The organism is Acinetobacter sp. ANC 7912 (assembly GCF_039862785.1).
Lineage (GTDB): Bacteria > Pseudomonadota > Gammaproteobacteria > Pseudomonadales > Moraxellaceae > Acinetobacter > Acinetobacter thermotolerans.
In genome coordinates, this window is sequence record NZ_CP156795.1 from 1829202 (window position 1) to 1846347 (window position 17146).

The 17146-nt window shown below is 43.1% G+C and carries 18 protein-coding genes; 8 read left to right on the plus strand and 10 right to left on the minus strand.

Annotated elements, in window-relative coordinates; all coding sequences use genetic code 11:
* The first annotated feature begins 1 nt into the window (after window position 1).
* Window positions 2-637 carry a 2-polyprenyl-3-methyl-6-methoxy-1,4-benzoquinone monooxygenase gene (gene coq7 / locus ABEF84_RS09030; protein WP_347452750.1) on the plus strand — a complete coding sequence of 212 codons (636 nt, stop codon included), beginning with the start codon at window positions 2-4 and terminating at the stop codon, window positions 635-637.
* Window positions 638-739: 102 nt separating this feature from the next.
* On the opposite strand, the gene ABEF84_RS09035 is transcribed toward coq7, so the two are convergent.
* From ABEF84_RS09035 to ABEF84_RS09060, 6 genes are all read right to left on the minus strand, one after another.
* Window positions 740-1294, minus strand: a complete 555-nt coding sequence (locus ABEF84_RS09035; RefSeq protein ID WP_347452751.1) for a DUF2799 domain-containing protein — start codon at window positions 1292-1294, stop codon at window positions 740-742.
* Between the two features lie 112 nt (window positions 1295-1406).
* Complete coding sequence (locus tag ABEF84_RS09040) at window positions 1407-1841, minus strand: 2-amino-4-hydroxy-6-hydroxymethyldihydropteridine diphosphokinase (protein ID WP_347452752.1); 435 nt, start codon at window positions 1839-1841, stop codon at window positions 1407-1409.
* On the minus strand, window positions 1798-2178 hold the full coding sequence (folB, locus tag ABEF84_RS09045) for a dihydroneopterin aldolase (RefSeq protein WP_034589030.1): 381 nt from the start codon (window positions 2176-2178) through the stop codon (window positions 1798-1800). The genes ABEF84_RS09040 and folB overlap by 44 nt, the downstream gene beginning before the upstream one ends.
* Before the next feature lie 138 nt (window positions 2179-2316).
* Window positions 2317-3615, minus strand: coding sequence for an AarF/UbiB family protein (locus tag ABEF84_RS09050; protein WP_347456534.1), 1299 nt, complete (start codon window positions 3613-3615; stop codon window positions 2317-2319).
* Window positions 3616-3672: 57 nt separating this feature from the next.
* Window positions 3673-4401, minus strand: coding sequence for a HesA/MoeB/ThiF family protein (locus tag ABEF84_RS09055; RefSeq protein WP_347454165.1), 729 nt, complete (start codon window positions 4399-4401; stop codon window positions 3673-3675).
* 166 nt (window positions 4402-4567) lie between these two features.
* Complete coding sequence (locus ABEF84_RS09060; RefSeq protein ID WP_347456535.1) at window positions 4568-5170, minus strand: TetR/AcrR family transcriptional regulator; 603 nt, start codon at window positions 5168-5170, stop codon at window positions 4568-4570.
* 608 nt (window positions 5171-5778) lie between these two features.
* Between ABEF84_RS09060 and ABEF84_RS09065 the strand changes: the two genes are divergently transcribed.
* Entirely contained in the window at window positions 5779-6291 is a 513-nt protein-coding gene (locus ABEF84_RS09065) for a pyridoxamine 5'-phosphate oxidase family protein (protein ID WP_347456536.1), read from the plus strand.
* A 187-nt stretch (window positions 6292-6478) separates the two neighbouring features.
* Here the strand turns inward: ABEF84_RS09065 and ABEF84_RS09070 are convergent, their stop codons facing one another.
* Window positions 6479-7249, minus strand: coding sequence for a 3-hydroxyacyl-CoA dehydrogenase (locus ABEF84_RS09070; protein WP_347452757.1), 771 nt, complete (start codon window positions 7247-7249; stop codon window positions 6479-6481).
* 306 nt (window positions 7250-7555) lie between these two features.
* Between ABEF84_RS09070 and ABEF84_RS09075 the strand changes: the two genes are divergently transcribed.
* Complete coding sequence (locus tag ABEF84_RS09075) at window positions 7556-7909, plus strand: hypothetical protein (protein ID WP_347452758.1); 354 nt, start codon at window positions 7556-7558, stop codon at window positions 7907-7909.
* Between the two features lie 62 nt (window positions 7910-7971).
* Here ABEF84_RS09075 and prmC read toward each other — a convergent pair whose 3' ends face one another.
* Together prmC and prfA are read right to left on the minus strand one after the other, a co-directional pair.
* Window positions 7972-8790 (minus strand): peptide chain release factor N(5)-glutamine methyltransferase, encoded by an 819-nt coding sequence (gene prmC / locus ABEF84_RS09080; protein WP_347452759.1) that lies wholly within the window; start codon window positions 8788-8790, stop codon window positions 7972-7974.
* The gene (gene prfA, locus ABEF84_RS09085) at window positions 8790-9878 is read right to left on the minus strand and encodes a peptide chain release factor 1 (protein ID WP_347454902.1); all 1089 of its coding nucleotides are present in this window, start codon (window positions 9876-9878) and stop codon (window positions 8790-8792) included. The genes prmC and prfA overlap by 1 nt, the downstream gene beginning before the upstream one ends.
* A gap of 342 nt (window positions 9879-10220) precedes the next feature.
* Between prfA and ABEF84_RS09090 the strand changes: the two genes are divergently transcribed.
* The 4 genes from ABEF84_RS09090 (at window position 10221) to ABEF84_RS09105 (ending at window position 13324) form a co-directional block, all read left to right on the plus strand.
* Window positions 10221-10634, plus strand: a complete 414-nt coding sequence (locus ABEF84_RS09090) for a glycine zipper domain-containing protein (RefSeq protein WP_347452762.1) — start codon at window positions 10221-10223, stop codon at window positions 10632-10634.
* A 246-nt stretch (window positions 10635-10880) separates the two neighbouring features.
* A complete protein-coding gene (locus ABEF84_RS09095; protein WP_347452763.1) occupies window positions 10881-11342 on the plus strand; it encodes a hypothetical protein in 462 nt (153 codons plus the stop codon).
* A 180-nt stretch (window positions 11343-11522) separates the two neighbouring features.
* A complete protein-coding gene (locus tag ABEF84_RS09100) occupies window positions 11523-12527 on the plus strand; it encodes an LLM class flavin-dependent oxidoreductase (protein ID WP_347452764.1) in 1005 nt (334 codons plus the stop codon).
* 245 nt (window positions 12528-12772) lie between these two features.
* Complete coding sequence (locus tag ABEF84_RS09105) at window positions 12773-13324, plus strand: flavoprotein (protein WP_347452765.1); 552 nt, start codon at window positions 12773-12775, stop codon at window positions 13322-13324.
* Between the two features lie 262 nt (window positions 13325-13586).
* On the opposite strand, the gene ABEF84_RS09110 is transcribed toward ABEF84_RS09105, so the two are convergent.
* Window positions 13587-14423 carry a pyruvate, water dikinase regulatory protein gene (locus tag ABEF84_RS09110; RefSeq protein WP_034589066.1) on the minus strand — a complete coding sequence of 279 codons (837 nt, stop codon included), beginning with the start codon at window positions 14421-14423 and terminating at the stop codon, window positions 13587-13589.
* Between the two features lie 152 nt (window positions 14424-14575).
* Between ABEF84_RS09110 and ppsA the strand changes: the two genes are divergently transcribed.
* The gene (gene ppsA, locus ABEF84_RS09115) at window positions 14576-16948 is read left to right on the plus strand and encodes a phosphoenolpyruvate synthase (protein ID WP_034589068.1); all 2373 of its coding nucleotides are present in this window, start codon (window positions 14576-14578) and stop codon (window positions 16946-16948) included.
* The last annotated feature ends 198 nt before the right edge of the window (window positions 16949-17146 follow it).

The following is a 17146-nucleotide window of genomic DNA, read 5'->3' on the forward strand; positions in this document are numbered from 1 at the left end:
CATGCGTCAATATTCAGGTGTCGATAAGCTCATTCATTCTTTTGACCAGGCATTGCGTAGTCTTGTTCCAGGAACCACCTCGGCACATCGAGAAAATCCTGCTGAAAAAACTGATGCCCAACTGGCGGTTTCCGAAGCCCGTCATGTGGCTGGTCTGATGCGTGTTAATCATAGCGGGGAAGTCTGTGCCCAGGCGCTGTACCATGGCCAGGCTATGACCGCAAAACTGCCAAATGTACGCCGTGAAATGGAACAGGCTGCCATTGAAGAGCAGGATCATCTGGCATGGTGTGAAGATCGCCTGAAAGAACTGGATAGCCATACTAGTCTGCTCAACCCAGTCTGGTATACCCTGTCTTTTGGTATGGGTGCCATTGCCGGTATTGCCGGTGATAAATATAGCTTGGGTTTTGTGGCAGAAACTGAACGCCAGGTCAGCTTGCATCTGCAACATCATATCAATCAGTTACCGCCGCAAGATGAACGTTCACGTCGTATTCTGGAACAGATGAATGAAGATGAACTGCATCACCGTGACACGGCTCTGGCTGCAGGTGGTGTTGACTTACCTCTGCCGGTGAAAATCACCATGACTGCCATTTCTAAGTTGATGACCAAAACCAGTTATTACATTTAATTGGATAACAATGTGATAAAAGCCCACAAGACAGTGGGCTTTTTATTTTGATAACTTTTGAAGATCAACTCTGACACATCGGATTTTTATCAATCTTATTCCTTACTTTAAACCACGCTCACGTTTAAATCGTGCCAGTTTGTGTTCCGCATCAAAATAGTCAAATTCAATCCGTTCCTGTTTGATTTTCAGTTCACGAATCCGGCGAGTATAAGTTTCCCGATTTTCCTTGCTCAGTTTTGGATCGAGCAAATAACCTTGATAACGTTCCAATTCATCAAATAGCTGATCTTTGACTTTTTTCGCCTGGTAATATTGTGCAGCAACATCATGATAAGGTTTCAGTTCAGCATGCTGCGCCACCGGACAGATTTGATAAGAACCCGAACCTTCTAAACTGGACTGAAAGATGACCTCAGGCTGGCAATATTCAAAACGACCTTTGGTATAACCAGTGTCATAGAGTGCCTGATTTGGCTGAATATTGGCTTTGGCACAGGCTTTTTCATATTCAGCAAAGCGTTTTTGGCGTCCAGCGAATGCATCTCTCTGCCCTACATCCAGCCAGTCTGCTACCTGACATTCACTGACCGACATCACAGCACAGCCACTTAATCCAACACATGCAGCAGACAATAAAACTGGCAGCAAACGCATCCACTATCCCCAAATTCTGATTGATAATTCAATATTTAATTCAGTCAAGACTATATTGGATTTACACCAGTTCATCCATAGGAAATCGGCGGATTCATCCCTAGACTTTTAGCTAGGTTTGGACTTGAGGATATTGATACTGAGGATCATATTCAAAGGCAGGATGTCGCCAAATCTCATGCATCGGGATTTTCACATCCAAAGCCAGTGGCAATTTTTTCGGATTAAATTCCATCTCGTTTAAATTACTGCCCCAAGCTATCAGATCAACATCCAGACTGATCTGATGTGAAGGACGAATACGTCCTGAATCTGATTCCATCTGTTTCAGCTGTACAATCACTTCATCTTCGGTCATGTTGGTTTTAAGCAGACAGGCAGAGTTCCAGTAATCTGCTCCAATCCCGTCACGACACGGAATGATATAGATGGGAGAAAACTGAACTTCGCCCCAAGTAGCAATACGTTGTTGTGCAGCTTGAAAATGTTGCTGAGGATGACAATTACTCGCCAGTGCTAATGCGAATATCGTTTCGGTGGCGTTCAAGACGAATCCCTACAGAATTGGCTTGCGCGATAATGGCAGGCTTACGAATTGTAATCTTAATCGATTCAATTGCTGCAAAGGTAGTAAAAAGTGCATTCAGTACCAATTTTGCCGCATGTTCAATCAATTCTGGTTGCGCCTGCTGAATGGTTTTCGCTGATATTTCACAAATTTCGGCATAATTCAGCGTATCTTCCAAGGCATCTGAATTTGAAGCTTGTTCGAGATCGGTCTGAATTTCCAGATCGAGCATTAAAGGTTGAATAATTTGACGTTCCCAGTCAAAACAGCCAATCACTGTCTCAACTTTCAAACCTTCAATGATAATTGCGTCCATTTTTCACTCAGGAGTATAGCAAGTATAAATAATCTCCCTAACTCTCTCTTTAATAAAGAGGGACTTATTCCCTTAGATGTTAATGATCAATAAGGAACTCCTCCCTTTTATAAAGGGAGGTTGGGAGGGATTTAAAAATTAATTCTTCAACAATAGATTTGGATCTATGGTCTGAATCATCTGCAAACGCTGATCCGCATAGATATCCGTGTATGGCGCTAACACACGCATGAAACGGTCGAAATACAGCATTTGCTTAAACAGCAAGGCAAAGTCACGCGGGAAACGGATACCATGACGCTCACCCACCGCCACCATATCCATCATGATGTCATTCAAATCGCCCGGATTTGAGCTGAGCAGTTCCTGAGGATCCGCCATGATTACGCCACTAAACAGACGCTCAAGATCCGCTGCCAGTACTTTAGTATCGATCTCAACTGCAGTCATGCCCATTTTCAGCATGTTTTCTGCCATCGATGTGTAATTGGTATTTTGCAATGCATCCATAAAGGCAATACATGCTGTCCAGACTTCTGGCTTCAGTTGACCGACAATACCAAAATCGATAAAGCCAACACGCCCATCTTTCAATAACATCAGGTTACCGGCATGCAAATCGGCATGGAAACTTTCACACATCATCAGGCTACCAAACCAGGTATTCATGGCAGTGATGAGTACCTGAGATGGGTCTTTTGCCACTTTTTTAACTACCTCAAAGTCAGTCAGTGACACGCCATATAGACGTTGCATGGTCAGCACACGACGGGTTGAATACTGGTGATAAACCTTCGGCGCAGTCGCTGCTCGGTTCTGGGTAATATTCAGGTAATTGACAAAGTCATCCAGATTCTTGGCTTCCTCGATAAAATCAACTTCACGCACCATACGTGTTTTGATTTCCTCTACAATATCCGCCAAAGATGCGAATTTGACTTTAGGCACTGCTTTTTCAAGCAGCTTGGTCGCCCAGTGCAGTACATTCAGGTCGGTATAGAGAATGGTTTCTACACCCGGCTTTTGCACCTTGATTACTACATCCTCACCAGACACCAGTTTGGCGGCATGTACTTGTGCAATGGAAGCAGAAGCTAATGGTTTTTCTTCAATGGAAGCAAAGATTTCATCCAGGTTACGTCCTTCAAACTCGGATGCCAGTACCTGCTGCACATAGCTAAATGGCAGGCTTGACGTCTGATCCAGACACCCCTGAAACTCCTCAACAAATTCACGAGGAAATAAAGATGGTGTAGAGGCAATAAATTGACCGAGCTTGATATACGTCGAGCCCAAAGATTCAAAGGTTTCGCGCATCAACTTGGCATTACTTGGTTTTTCTGTGGCATATTTAATGCCTGCACGCGCCGCGATTACAGCCGTTTCACCGACCCGCTTCACAGAACGCAAACCGTCAAGGAAGATATTATTTTTCATAATGTCTAGGTAATTTCAAATTTTCTCGAGTGTAGCAAATATTCGGGCTTAACAGGATTATCTTGCCCGACAAATTGGACAATTCGCATCTTTTTCAAATTTGAGAATGCGTTGCTGCATGGTGCTGCCATCCCATAATAACAGCTTCTGGCGCAGCGGCATCTGACCTAAACCTAAATATAACAAAGCGTGGTGCGCTTGCAGACTAGCCATCACATTTGGCGTGGTTGCCAATACTCCGGAATCAGCACAGCGCATGGCTGTATCGGTTTGGTCTTCCTTCGGGAACAGGCAGTTATAACAGGCTGAATCGCCTTCAGACATAAATAGCTGCCCTTGCAAACCGATCGCAGAAGCACTGATTAACGGCACATCAAACTGACGGCAGGTTTGATTAACCAAATAACGGGTCTCAAACTGATCACAACCATCCAGTACCAAATCCTGATGTTGAATCAATACTTGAGCATTAGCTTGGGAAATCGCCTGGTTATGATATTCCACCTGGATATGTGGATTGATCTGTTGTAAACGCTTGGCCAAGGTTTCTGCTTTATAAAAGCCGATATCTTGCGGGGTAAACGCCAGCTGACGCTGCAGATTACTGATCTCGATAGTATCCGGGTCAATCAGGGTAATTTTTCCTACTCCGGCTCGGGCTAATAATTCTGCTAGAGCACAACCAATCCCTCCACAGCCCACAACCAGGACATTGGAATATTTCAGCTTTTCCTGAGCGTCAATATCCCAACCATCTAAAAGGATTTGCCGTGCATATACATGCATTTCTGCATCGTTCAGTTCATATTCAGCGTTTGAAGCGTCTACCACAATACCGTCCGTGTTTATTTATAGATGGATAACGACAATTATTATCCAGTCCATAAATTAAAATAAGTAATTTTTTAATCAGCTAAGTATTTGTTGAGTACTTAGAATCAAGTTGCAAGATTTAAGCATGAAATAATGCATCAACTGAACGATCAATCAATGCATAAATCTCTTTCGGATCGATAGTTTTTTTCATAAATAAAGAATCGATAAATGATTTATTGATACTCGCACCAAATAGCATATCGGCTAGGCCTTCACTTGATAGCTGAATACGGCGCTGATTTTCCGGAATACGCTGAATACAATCAATTAAATTATTCCGAGCAATAGAAATAGCCGCTTCATAAAATGTATTGGAAAGATCTTCCATTCCAAGTTGACCAACAATCACCAGACGGCATAACTTGATATGTCGATCTGAGAGCACATGATTAGCAATCCCATACAGGCATTCTTTCAACTGCTGGACTGGATCATCACTCATATTCACCGAAACATTATCTGACCAGACATAAGAAGACGTTACCAAAGACTTAAACAATTCCTGCTTGTCGGCAAAATGCACATACAGAGTTTTCTTGGACATGCCCGCAGCTTCAGCGATTTCCGACATGGTGACCTGCTCAAAGCCTTTTTCACAAAAGAGCTTTTCTGCCGCATTTAATATTTCCTTGCGACGTACCTCTGCTGTCATTACTACTGGTCGGCCTACTTTTGTCATAGTCACTACTCTTAGCTAAAGAATATTTTTAGTTTGATTAGGTGCCATTTTCTTAAATAGCCTTGACTGAATTATGACAGTAACCACTAATCATGCAATGCATTTGGTTATTGAATCCCTGAAGATGATCAGCCTCTTTAAATCCACATGTATATCCATTAGCAAATAACACCCAGTTTTTATTCAATCCACTATGTATAAAGACGGTTGACTTTATTACGAATGCAATCCCAATAACCAAGTTGAGAAACTTTATAAAAATGTAATTGCATTGTCATTTCATTAACAACACTTAAATGTAAATCATTTATCTATTCGTTCTTTTATCCTTGTTAATCATCATTCAGCTTTATTCTAAAATTTTTAACTTCGAAGCCTTACTCTCAATTTCATTCATATATTTATTTTATTCCAACAACTATTTTCAATCCCCAAATGATTTTACCAGCATGTAATCACAACGCTATTGTTCACGTTTTCTGTAGTAACTCCCTGCTCTTGCGTATGGATCTGTATAGGTTCAGTGAGACTGTCAGCATGCCTTTCCAATTATGTTTAAGCTGCTATCACGATCCAGGTTTAACTTTAAATAAAATTGGAGATTACTCATGGCAGAACAACATATAGAACATAATCAACGTGAAAAATTATGGGAACTCATCAAAGACGTACGCTTTACCATGATTAGCCATCAGACTGAGGAGCAGGAAATTCATTCCCAACCAATGACCATGCTCAACTCAGAACAGCTCAATGAACGTCAAAATCTGTATTTCATCATGAAAGATACCAATGACATTGTAAAAGCAATCAATGCTGGTCATACGCATTTAGGCCTGTCTTTCGCCAAACCATCGGATGATACTTATATATCAATTAGTGCACATGGTGAAATCAGTACTGATCGCGCTTTGATTGATAAGTTATGGAACCCGTGGGCAGAAAATTGGTTTCAGGGTAAAGATGATCCGAGTGTACGTGTACTCATCGCGCGTGCTGTCAGTGCCGAATACTGGGATGTGAAAGATAATAAGGTCACTCACCTATTCAAAGTCCTGAAGGGCAATGTGACTGGCAAACCTCAAGAGCCAGATACAGAACATGAAAAACTAAACTTATAAAAGAATCTGTATGGGGAATATATTAAGCCTCTTCAATAAGAGGCTTAATTTTTGGAAAATTCAAATAAGTAGATCTGTTGCATGATACCCAAAAGTTCTTTATTAACTCTAAAATTAAATAATTAAGATCAATCTCTTATATAAGTGTCACTGAACAGATAGGAAAGAAACTCCCTGAAAGCTTAGGCTATTTTGCAGCCATACGTATTGCTCCATCCAGACGGATCACTTCTCCATTCAGATACGTATTTTCAAGAATATGCCCGACCAGTTTGGCATATTCTGCCGGCTTGGCTAAACGTGGTGGAAATGGCACCATTTGTCCTAATGAATCTTGCACATTTTGTGGCAAGCCTTTCAGCATTGGTGTTTCCATGATCCCAGGCGCAATGGTCATGACACGAATCGCATTTTTAGACAGCTCACGTGCCAATGGCAAAGTCATGGCAACCACCGCACCTTTGGAAGCAGAATACGCGGTCTGCCCGATCTGCCCTTCAAAAGCGGCTACCGATGCTGTATTGATAATCACACCGCGCTCTTCCTCACCTTCCTTTAATTCATATTTCGCCATCAGCTCGGCAGCAAAACGAAGCATATTAAAGGTACCAGTGACATTAATATTTAACACACGCTGGAACATCGCCAGATCATGTAATCCGTCACGACCTAGAATTTTCGCCGACGGCGCAATCCCGGCACAGTTAATCAGACCATTGAGCTGACCATGAGTTTGTTCCAGATTCTTAAAAAAGGCTGCACCAGCGCTTTCATTAGTCACATCCAGTTGCTGAAATTGAGCATTTTCGCCAAGTTCCTGAGCCAGGCTTTGCCCCAATTCCCGGTTCATATCCACCATGACCACACGGGCAGCATGTTCAACTAGATAACGTGCAGTTGCTGCACCTAACCCAGAAGCCCCACCCGTGACTACAAATACTTTTTGTTTAATTTCCATTTTCACCCCTAGTCTTTTTCGTTTTCCTAAGACTAATCTTTGCCCAAAACCGAAGCAAATTGAACTATGAACACAACAGTTTATTTATTGTCTATTCATTCATTTTAAGATTCAAAAACGATTAATATATTTAAATATTTCTTAAAGGATTAATTTTCCAATACATCTTGTTTTCAAGCTTTATCACTAAAAAAAATGAAACTCTAGGGTCATTCTATACTCTTTGTATTTAGAGTTAATTTAGATTACTTTTCACTCAATACGGCTTAGGTCGTAAGTGCTTTCTCTCCCGCTTAAGGTGTTCTTATGTTAAAGATGACTGATGTTCTTGGCCAAAATCTGGTTCAAAACTTCTCTAATGCTTTATCTCATTCAGCTGACCTGCTTTCTGAACAGTTAAGCCAAGAGATTCTGAATGCTTCTGATGCTGCGCTCAAAGATGCTGTGGTGGCATTTTTAAACCGTATTGACATCAATGAAGCTGCGGCTGCACTGGAAATCGCACCGGAACGTATTGAAAGCCTAAAACAAGGGATTGCACTGAAAGGCGAGCAACTGATCGCAGACACATTGAAAATTGTGACTTTGGGTCTGGCGATGGAAACCAATGCACTGGATCAGATCGAAGTATCTGACTGCCTGCAAGACTATCCAATGTAATAAGTTAACCAATAAAAAAGCGACCTCAGGTGGTCGCTTTTTTATTCAGCCAATCACGAACATTAATGTGGCCATTGCCCCAAAGTTACCCGATCATTACCCCCATAATCTCGCACCGTCCGTACTTGCTTATAGCCTGCCTGGGTAAATAAATGGCGTACAGCTTCACCCTGATCATAGCCATGTTCGAGTACAACCCAACCATTAACGGTCAGATGCTTTTTGGCTTGCAGAATAATCTGTTCTAAATCTGCTAAACCATTTTTTTCCGCCACCAACGCACGTACCGGCTCAGTTGCCAGATCTCGCATGTGCTCATCATCCGCATCGATATACGGAGGATTGGAAATGATCACATCAAAAAACTGGCGACCAAAGGGTTTGAGCCATGAACCCAGTACAAACTGCACCTGATCCAGGCCATGCTGTTCAGCATTAAATTTAGCCACTTCCAGCGTTGGCTCGTAAATATCTGAAGCAGTAACTGACCAATGGGGACGTTCCGATGCCAGCGATAAAGCAATCGCACCAGTACCGGTACCCAAATCGACGATTCGAGCATCTTCTGGTAAATCCAGTTTCAGTACAGTTTCAACCAATACTTCCGTATCTGGACGTGGTACTAAAGTGTCTTTGGTGACTTTGAGATCTAAAGTCCAGAATGGTTGGGAACCAGTCACATAGGCCAATGGTTCACCCGCCTGAATTCGAGCTAGTCCTTCAACATAGGCCTGTTCCTGTTCTGGCGTCAGCTCCCGGTCTTTTTTCATTATCAAATCAAAAGCATCGATCTTGGTAATGTGTTCCAGCAACCAGGCATTTTCCTGACGCTCGTAGCTTTCAGGTTCGCCCCGCAATGCGAGGGCTTGTCCAATATTCATTAGCCACCATTCTGCTGTGCAAGTAAAGCCAGCTGATCGGCCTGATATTCACGGTGCAGACTATCCAGCAGCTCAGTCAGATCACCTTCCATAATCGCATCCAGCTTATATAAAGTCAGGTTAATACGGTGATCCGTCATACGGCCTTGTGGATAGTTATAGGTACGGATACGTTCAGAACGGTCACCCGAACCGACCAAGTCACGGCGCATTTCCGAAGTCGCTGCATCTGCTGCTGCGCGTTTGGCATTTTCCAGACGGGAAACAAGCAGTGCCATGGCTTTGGCCTTGTTCTTATGCTGGGAACGTTCGTCCTGACATTCCACCACAGTACCGGTTGGAATGTGGGTAATACGCACCGCAGAATCTGTTTTGTTAATGTGCTGACCACCGGCTCCTGATGCGCGGTAAGTATCGATACGCAAATCTGCCGGATTAATATCCACGGAAGTATCCACATCCACTTCTGGCAGAATTGCCACTGTACAAGCAGACGTATGCACACGACCTTGCGATTCTGTTGCAGGTACACGTTGTACACGGTGTGCGCCACTTTCGAATTTCAAGCGACCATAAACACCTTCACCATTGACCAGACAGATGACTTCTTTATAGCCACCATGTTCGCCTTCATTTTCAGACAGGATTTCAATACGCCAGCCCTGAGATTCCGCATACTTGCTATACATACGGAACAAATCACCAGAGAAGATCGCTGCTTCATCACCGCCAGTACCTGCACGGATTTCCAGATAAGCTGAATTGGCATCATTCGGATCTTTCGGAATCATCAGGATGTTTAGGTCAGCTTCGAGCTGTTCCAGCAGTGCTTTATTTTCCTTGATCTCTTCCTGTGCCATTTCCTTAAAGTCAGGATCAGACAGCATTGCTTGTGCAGTCTCGATATCTTCTTCTGCTTGCTTATACTTGGTCCAGACTTCGGTAATTTCAGTCAGGTCATTGTGTTCGCGAGATAACTGGCGAAAACGTTTGTTATCAGAAATGACTTCTGCATCTGCCAGCAAGGCATTCAGTTCTTCGTGTCGGTCGGAGAGTTGGTCTAATCGTAAACGTAACGATTCTTTCATTTTTCAAAGTTTCTCAAAATAAGGCTGTGTCTAAATAAAGGGCTTAGCACAGCGAATTCAAAAATTGCGCCTAGTTTAACGATTCTCAGCCCTAAAGAACATCTTTATTGCTATCGAGCTCTATCTCTCACATGAATGCCGAAAAAACAGGCAACCCCCTATTTTCCCTGCATAATTGCTGATTTTTCCAGCGTTTCAATCCTTATTCTTTACTTATTTTACAAAGTCGCAAATAAAGCGGGCAAATATGGAGATTTTTCTTCACATTGTAATGACAATATTTTGTTACCTTTTCCAGCATCAAAACACAACACAATCCGACCACGGATACGGAGTTCTAACATGAAACTGAAAGCAGTTTTATTAAGTACCGCTTTGGCTGCTGGCTCAATGATGACTATTAACGCACACGCAGACAGTACAGCGCGTGTGGCAGCAGCAAGTGCTTTAGGTAGTGTTGCAGGTACTGCATTGGGTAAAAATATGGGTGGTAATACCGGTGCAACCATTGGTGCAGCCTTAGGTGGCGCTGGTGGGGCTGCTGTAGCAAGTAACAAGAAAAACCGTACTGCTTCTGCTATTGGTGGTGCATTAGGTGGTGGTACAGGCTACACTGTAGGTAAAAGCATGGGTGGCACCAGCGGTGGTTACATCGGTTCAGCATTAGGTGCAGCAGGTGGTGCAGCACTAGGTAATAAAATCTCTAAAGACAAAGCTGCTGAAAAACGCTCAAAACACTGGAGACGTCACCGTTAATAGTCAACGGTTCTCTGCGAAATCGCAATATTACATTTGACTTAAAAAGCACCTCCGGGTGCTTTTTTTAATTCTTTCTAAATAGTTCCAATAGGCTGTAATATATGAAATTTATAGCTTCATGATTATGAATAAATTAAGGAGAAAAAAATCACAATTCATCTACAGACTCTTCATGCTGTTTGACTGTTGCTCCCGTAAATTGAACTCATCGACAAATACAGCTAGAAATGAAAAGGTGTACTCATGAACTATAAATCTCTAATGATCGCAGTTGTTGCCACTTCAGCCATGGGTATGACTGCTGCAAATGCGGGTAATACAACCAACACAGCTTTGGCTTCTGCCCTCGGTGGTGTCGTAGGTGGTGTGGTTGGTAATAAAATTGGTGGTACCACTGGCGCAACCATCGGTTCAGCAATCGGCGGTGGTGCAGGTGCTGCAGTATCTGCAAACAAACGTGACCGTAATGGCGCCATTATCGGTGGTGCTCTAGGTGGTGGTGCAGGTTATGCCGTAGGTAAAAACATGGCAGGTACCAATGGCGGTCTGATTGGTGCAGCACTGGGTTCTGCTGGTGGTTCAGCTTTAGGTAAAAAAGTCAGCGAAGACCGCCGTTATGATGACCGCTATGACCGTCGTTACAACTCATCTCGTAACTACCGCACTAAAGGTTACAGCTACAACAACCGTGGCTATCGTCGTTAATAGTTAAAATAATGTAGTCTCTTTTACAACTCTTCCCTCTTTTTAAGCATCTTCGGATGCTTATTTTTTTGCCCGCGTTTTTATCTTTGCTTTTGTTTACACTTATATCGTTTTTTTTCGATATACAAATCTGACTGATTGTCGTATCCTCAATTCAATGACTTGTTACCTGGATTACGCATGACGACTCTTGCTGACACTAAATTTGCTATTCTGGATCTGGTTCCAGTACGTGAAAATAAAAGCATTCAATCTTCATTGCACCATGCATTAGATTTGGCACGCCATGCCGAAAAATTAGGTTATGACCGTCTATGGCTAGCTGAACATCACAATATGTCTGGGATCGCCAGTTCAGCCACGGCAGTTCTGCTCGGTTACTTGCTCGCCAATACTACAACTTTACGTGTGGGTTCCGGCGGTATCATGCTACCTAACCATGCTCCACTGGTTGTTGCTGAACAGTTTGGTACTCTGACAACACTCTACCCAAACCGTGTCGAGTTAGGTTTAGGTCGTGCACCGGGCACCGATCAGATGACCATGCGTGCACTGCGTCGTGGTCGTCAGGAAACTGAAGACCAGTTCCCTCAGGATGTCTTAGAAATCCTGCAATACTTTAAAGATCCGGAACCCGGCCAACGCATTATCGCGACGCCAGGTCACAGTACTCATGTACCAGTCTGGCTATTGGGTTCTAGCCTGTTTAGTGCGCAGCTTGCAGCTAAACTCGGTCTGCCATATTCCTTTGCTTCACACTTTGCACCGCGCATGCTGGGTCAAGCAATTCAGCTGTATCGTGAAAACTTCGAGCCTTCGGAATATCTGGATAAACCTTATGTGTCTATGGGGGTTCCTACCGTCGTTGCTGAAACCGATGAAGAAGCGCACTATTTAGCAACCTCCCCTTATCAGCGCATTATTGCAATGTTCCGTAACCAGCGAGGCAAATTAAGACCACCGATCGATAATATTGAAGAAATCTGGTCGCCTGCGGAGAGAATGTCGGTTCAACAGTTCTATGCCATGGCGCAGATCGGTTCCAAAGCCACAGTCAAAGCTGGCCTAGAACAACTGCTAGAAAAATATGAGGTGGACGAGTTTATCTTTACCTGTGATATTTATGATATCGAAAAGCGTCTGCAGAACTTTGATCTGTTGATGCAAATTAAACAAGGTCTTTAACTACTTGCTATATAGAAGTATAGAAATCAAAAACCGCTGCCTGTCAGCGGTTTTTTTATAACAATGGCGACAAAGAAAACTGAAATATCTTATTGAGATCAAAATTTGCAGATCAGCTATTCCAAATAGCTATAACACAATTTTAGAGATGACTTGTTATTCTATTAAAGGTGCTTTACGCCCCTGCCGAGATTGTTTATATCTGTGTCATCAGAATAAAAATTAAGCAATTACAGGAAAACATCATGGGCGTTAAGCAGGATGCAAATGTTGGCATTTTTGAAAATCAACCGGAACATTTTACCCATTTCACCGGGCAACGCATCGATTCTGCTAAACTAAAGGATGCTGATTTTCATGATTTACGCGTTGCCGTGGTCGGACTGAATCAGGCTGCAGTGGGCCATCTGGAGCAGGTTTGCCAGCAGGCTGCATCTGTTAAAGTGTTCCAGATCGAACCAAAATTCGTCATCCCAAGTACTAGTCGTAGCCTGCAACGCTTGCTCAATCATCCCCTGATCAGTAAAAACCGCAATCTCGTCAGTAGCCGAATAAAAGGTTTACTTTCATTGCGCTTCCTGGAACATCAGGTCAAAAACCCTTGGTTACGTCGCCAACTCATGCCCAATCTGGCAGCATCAAACCGCACCTATTTAAAGTCAGATAATTTTTATACTGCCCTGCAACGGGAAAACTGCGAACTGATTACCTGGCCAATTTTGAAAATCTCTGAACATTCGATCCATTGTGTAAATGGCGATGAGCATGAAATTGATGTGATTATTCAGACTTACTAAGCGAATTCTTTTTATTTTTTTTAGATATATATTTCAAAAAAAATGCTAAAAAGGAATATAAGACAATTTTGCTACGTTTATTTTTTAGTCAATTTTAGTATTCAATCACGTTTATATTTTTTCTATATGGTATTTCGTAGCGAAATAATGCAATTAGCTTTTAATAATAGAATGATAGAAATTTTCTATCATTTATTTAAAAAATGGATGTCTGCAGTTTAAAAATGGAGCCAAAAAATGGCTTTGACCCCATCTTCAGGTCTTAGCCAATCCGACGTTTTAAACCGGTCATTTGCAGGATACGTGTCGAGATTTCTTCAATCGACATTTCCGTCACATTGAGGTATTTGATCCCCTCCGAAATATAAATTCCTTCAATTGCACGCAGCTCCATCTGGCACTGGTTAAAGCTGGCATAACGACTATTTGCCTTACGTTCGGTGCGAATTGCAACCAGTCGATCTGCTTCAATCATCAGGCCGAAAAGCTTGTGTTTATGCGGTCTCAGCACGGCTGGCAGGCGGTTATCATCCAGATCTTCTTCGGTTAGCGGATAGTTCGCAACACGGATTCCAAACTGCAATGACAGGTAGATCGAAGTTGGAGTTTTACCCGAACGTGATACCCCGATCAGGATCAGATCAGCCTTGTCATAATGGCGGGTGCGTGCGCCATCATCGTTGTCCAATGCAAAATGCACCGCATCAATACGTGCTTTATAGGATTCTGAGTTAGTGACTGCGTGAGTCTGGCCTACCAATGTCGTTGGCGCAGTCCCTAACTCTTCTGATAATTTACTGATAAGACCTTCAAATACATCAAGATTTACAGCATTCGCCGTATTAATAATGTCACGTACATAGGGGTCAACCAGGGTATCAAATACCAGCGGCTTCTGCCCATCCAGTTCAGCACGCTCATTGATCTCGGCTACGACGTTGGTCGCAGCTTCTTCGGTGCTTATATACGGAATGATATGTATATCAAAATCGACATGAGGAAACTGTGCCAAAAGTGAGTGCCCCAAGGTCTCTGCGGTAATCGCTGTACCGTCAGAAATGAAGAAAACACTGCGCTTTATCTGTTTACCTTCCGACATTAAAATTCTCCTCAAATATTTGTCATCACACGGTATAATCTTTATAGTAAACCGATCTTACATGACTGTCGCTTAGTAAAATCATTAACCTATGATTTGCTATACTCTCATGCCTAGATAGTGATTAATACTGCAAAAGTGGAGTAACAACTTTGGAAGCGCGCGTAATTGGTCTAGAAAAATTAGGGAAGCACGACGTCGAGCTTGTTGGTGGGAAAAACTCATCGCTCGGTGAAATGATCAGCCATTTATCAAATGCTGGTGTGTCAGTACCTGGTGGCTTTGCAACAACAGCTGGTGCATATCGTGAATTCCTCGAGCAAAGCGGCCTAAACGCTAAAATCAATGCAGAGCTTGCTAAACTAGATGTTGATGATGTCAACGCTCTTGCTGAAACTGGTGCAAAAATCCGTCAATGGATTGTAGACACTCCACTTACTCCTGCACTAGAACAAGAAATCCGTGCAGCATTTGCGGAACTATCTAACGGCAACCCAGACATCGCTGTTGCTGTTCGTTCATCTGCAACTGCAGAAGACTTACCAGATGCTTCTTTCGCTGGTCAGCAAGAAACATTCCTGAACATCCGTGGTATCGACAACGTTCTGATCGCGATCAAAGAAGTGTTCGCATCTTTATATAACGACCGCGCGATTTCTTACCGTGTACACCAAAACTTCGCACACGACATCGTTGCCCTTTCTGCTGGCGTACAACGTATGGTTCGTTCAGAAACTGGTGCTGCTGGTGTAATGTTCACGCTGGATACAGAATCTGGTTTCCGTGATGCAGTTTTCATCACTGCTTCTTACGGTCTGGGTGAAATGGTTGTACAAGGTGCAGTAAACCCTGACGAATTCTATATCTCTAAACCACTTCTAAACGCAGGTAAACATGCGATTCTTCGTCGTAACCTGGGTTCTAAACACCAAAAAATGATTTATGGTGAAGAAGCTGCTGCTGGTAAATCAGTTGTTGTTGTTGACGTTGAAAAAGCAGATCGTCAACAGTTCGCTCTGACTGATGCTGAACTGCACGAACTGGCTAAACAAGCACTGATCATCGAAAAACACTACGGTGCGCCAATGGACATCGAGTGGGCTAAAGACGGTGACGACGGCAAACTGTACATCGTTCAGGCACGTCCTGAGACTGTGAAAAGCCGTGAAAACGTGGGCACAATGGAACGTTACCTGTTGAAACAAAAAGGTAATGTGATCTGTGAAGGTCGTTCAATCGGTCAACGTATCGGTTCTGGTAAAGTCCGTATCGTAACTTCGATCAAAGAAATGGACAAAGTACAAGACGGTGACGTACTTGTATCTGACATGACTGACCCAGACTGGGAGCCAGTGATGAAACGTGCTGCTGCGATCGTTACTAACCGTGGTGGTCGTACTTGTCACGCTGCGATCATTGCACGTGAACTTGGTGTTCCAGCAATCGTAGGTTGTGGTAACGCAACTGAAGTTCTGACAGATGGTCAAGACGTAACTGTTTCTTGTGCTGAAGGTGATACTGGTTTCATCTACGAAGGTGCTTTAGATTTCGAAGTTCAAACTAACTCTATCGAATCTATGCCTGAACTTCCGTTCAAAGTAATGATGAACGTAGGTAACCCAGACCGCGCATTCTCATTCGCGCAAATCCCTAACGCAGGTATTGGTCTGGCTCGTCTTGAGTTCATTATTAACCGTATGATCGGTGTTCACCCTAAAGCGTTGCTGAACATTGACAGCCTGCCACGTGAAACTCGTGCTGCTGTACTTGCACGTACTGCGGGTTATGCAACGCCTATCGACTTTTACGTAGAAAAACTGGTTGAAGGTATCTCTACTCTTGCAGCTGCGTTCGCTGACAAACCAGTGATCGTGCGTATGTCTGACTTCAAGTCAAACGAATATGCGAACCTGATCGGCGGTAAACTGTACGAACCAGAAGAAGAAAACCCAATGCTGGGCTTCCGTGGTGCGAGCCGTTACGTATCTGACAACTTCCGTGACTGCTTCGAACTTGAATGCCGTGCACTGAAAAAAGTTCGTGACGAAATGGGTCTGACTAACATCCAGATCATGATTCCATTCGTACGTACAGTTTCTGAAGCAAAACGCGTAATCGAATTGCTTGCTGCAAACGGTCTGAAACGTGGCGAAAACGGCCTTAAAGTGATCATGATGTGCGAATTGCCAACTAACGCGCTGTTAGCTGACCAATTCCTTGAACACTTCGACGGCTTCTCTATCGGTTCTAACGACTTGACTCAGTTGACTCTTGGTCTTGACCGTGACTCTGGTATCGTTTCTCACCTGTTCGACGAACGTGATGCTGCTGTGAAAGTACTTCTTTCTATGGCAATCCAAGCTTGTCGTAAAGCAGGTAAATACGTAGGTATCTGTGGCCAAGGTCCTTCTGACCACCCAGATCTTGCAAAATGGTTAATGGAACAAGGTATCGAATCTGTGTCTCTGAACCCAGACTCAGTACTAGATACTTGGTTCTTCCTTGCTGATCAAGAAGCAAAATAAGCTGAATCTTCAGTAATCAAAAAGACCCTCATTTTGAGGGTCTTTTTTGTTTGAGCAATTAGATAAGCTCCAGCTTTACGATGACTAAAATGTCTGTCCAAACAGCACTATAACTACAAAAATCCAATATGCAATTACATTAAAATTACAGTATTTCAGCCATATATTTCATAGTTCAAATTACAATGAAAACGCAAG

Bases quoted from the DNA above. Each gene is read 5' to 3' on its own strand.
- coq7 (WP_347452750.1), top strand. From the start codon at position 2: ATGCGTCAATATTCAGGTGTCGATAAGCTCATTCATTCTTTTGACCAG.
- ABEF84_RS09035 (WP_347452751.1), bottom strand. From the start codon at position 1,294: ATGCGTTTGCTGCCAGTTTTATTGTCTGCTGCATGTGTTGGATTAAGT.
- folB (WP_034589030.1), bottom strand. From the start codon at position 2,178: ATGGACGCAATTATCATTGAAGGTTTGAAAGTTGAGACAGTGATTGGC.
- ABEF84_RS09050 (WP_347456534.1), bottom strand. From the start codon at position 3,615: ATGAAAAATAATATCTTCCTTGACGGTTTGCGTTCTGTGAAGCGGGTC.
- ABEF84_RS09055 (WP_347454165.1), bottom strand. From the start codon at position 4,401: ATGCATGTATATGCACGGCAAATCCTTTTAGATGGTTGGGATATTGAC.
- ABEF84_RS09060 (WP_347456535.1), bottom strand. From the start codon at position 5,170: ATGACAAAAGTAGGCCGACCAGTAGTAATGACAGCAGAGGTACGTCGC.
- ABEF84_RS09065 (WP_347456536.1), top strand. From the start codon at position 5,779: ATGGCAGAACAACATATAGAACATAATCAACGTGAAAAATTATGGGAA.
- ABEF84_RS09070 (WP_347452757.1), bottom strand. From the start codon at position 7,249: ATGGAAATTAAACAAAAAGTATTTGTAGTCACGGGTGGGGCTTCTGGG.
- ABEF84_RS09075 (WP_347452758.1), top strand. From the start codon at position 7,556: ATGTTAAAGATGACTGATGTTCTTGGCCAAAATCTGGTTCAAAACTTC.
- prmC (WP_347452759.1), bottom strand. From the start codon at position 8,790: ATGAATATTGGACAAGCCCTCGCATTGCGGGGCGAACCTGAAAGCTAC.
- prfA (WP_347454902.1), bottom strand. From the start codon at position 9,878: ATGAAAGAATCGTTACGTTTACGATTAGACCAACTCTCCGACCGACAC.
- ABEF84_RS09090 (WP_347452762.1), top strand. From the start codon at position 10,221: ATGAAACTGAAAGCAGTTTTATTAAGTACCGCTTTGGCTGCTGGCTCA.
- ABEF84_RS09095 (WP_347452763.1), top strand. From the start codon at position 10,881: ATGAACTATAAATCTCTAATGATCGCAGTTGTTGCCACTTCAGCCATG.
- ABEF84_RS09100 (WP_347452764.1), top strand. From the start codon at position 11,523: ATGACGACTCTTGCTGACACTAAATTTGCTATTCTGGATCTGGTTCCA.
- ABEF84_RS09105 (WP_347452765.1), top strand. From the start codon at position 12,773: ATGGGCGTTAAGCAGGATGCAAATGTTGGCATTTTTGAAAATCAACCG.
- ABEF84_RS09110 (WP_034589066.1), bottom strand. From the start codon at position 14,423: ATGTCGGAAGGTAAACAGATAAAGCGCAGTGTTTTCTTCATTTCTGAC.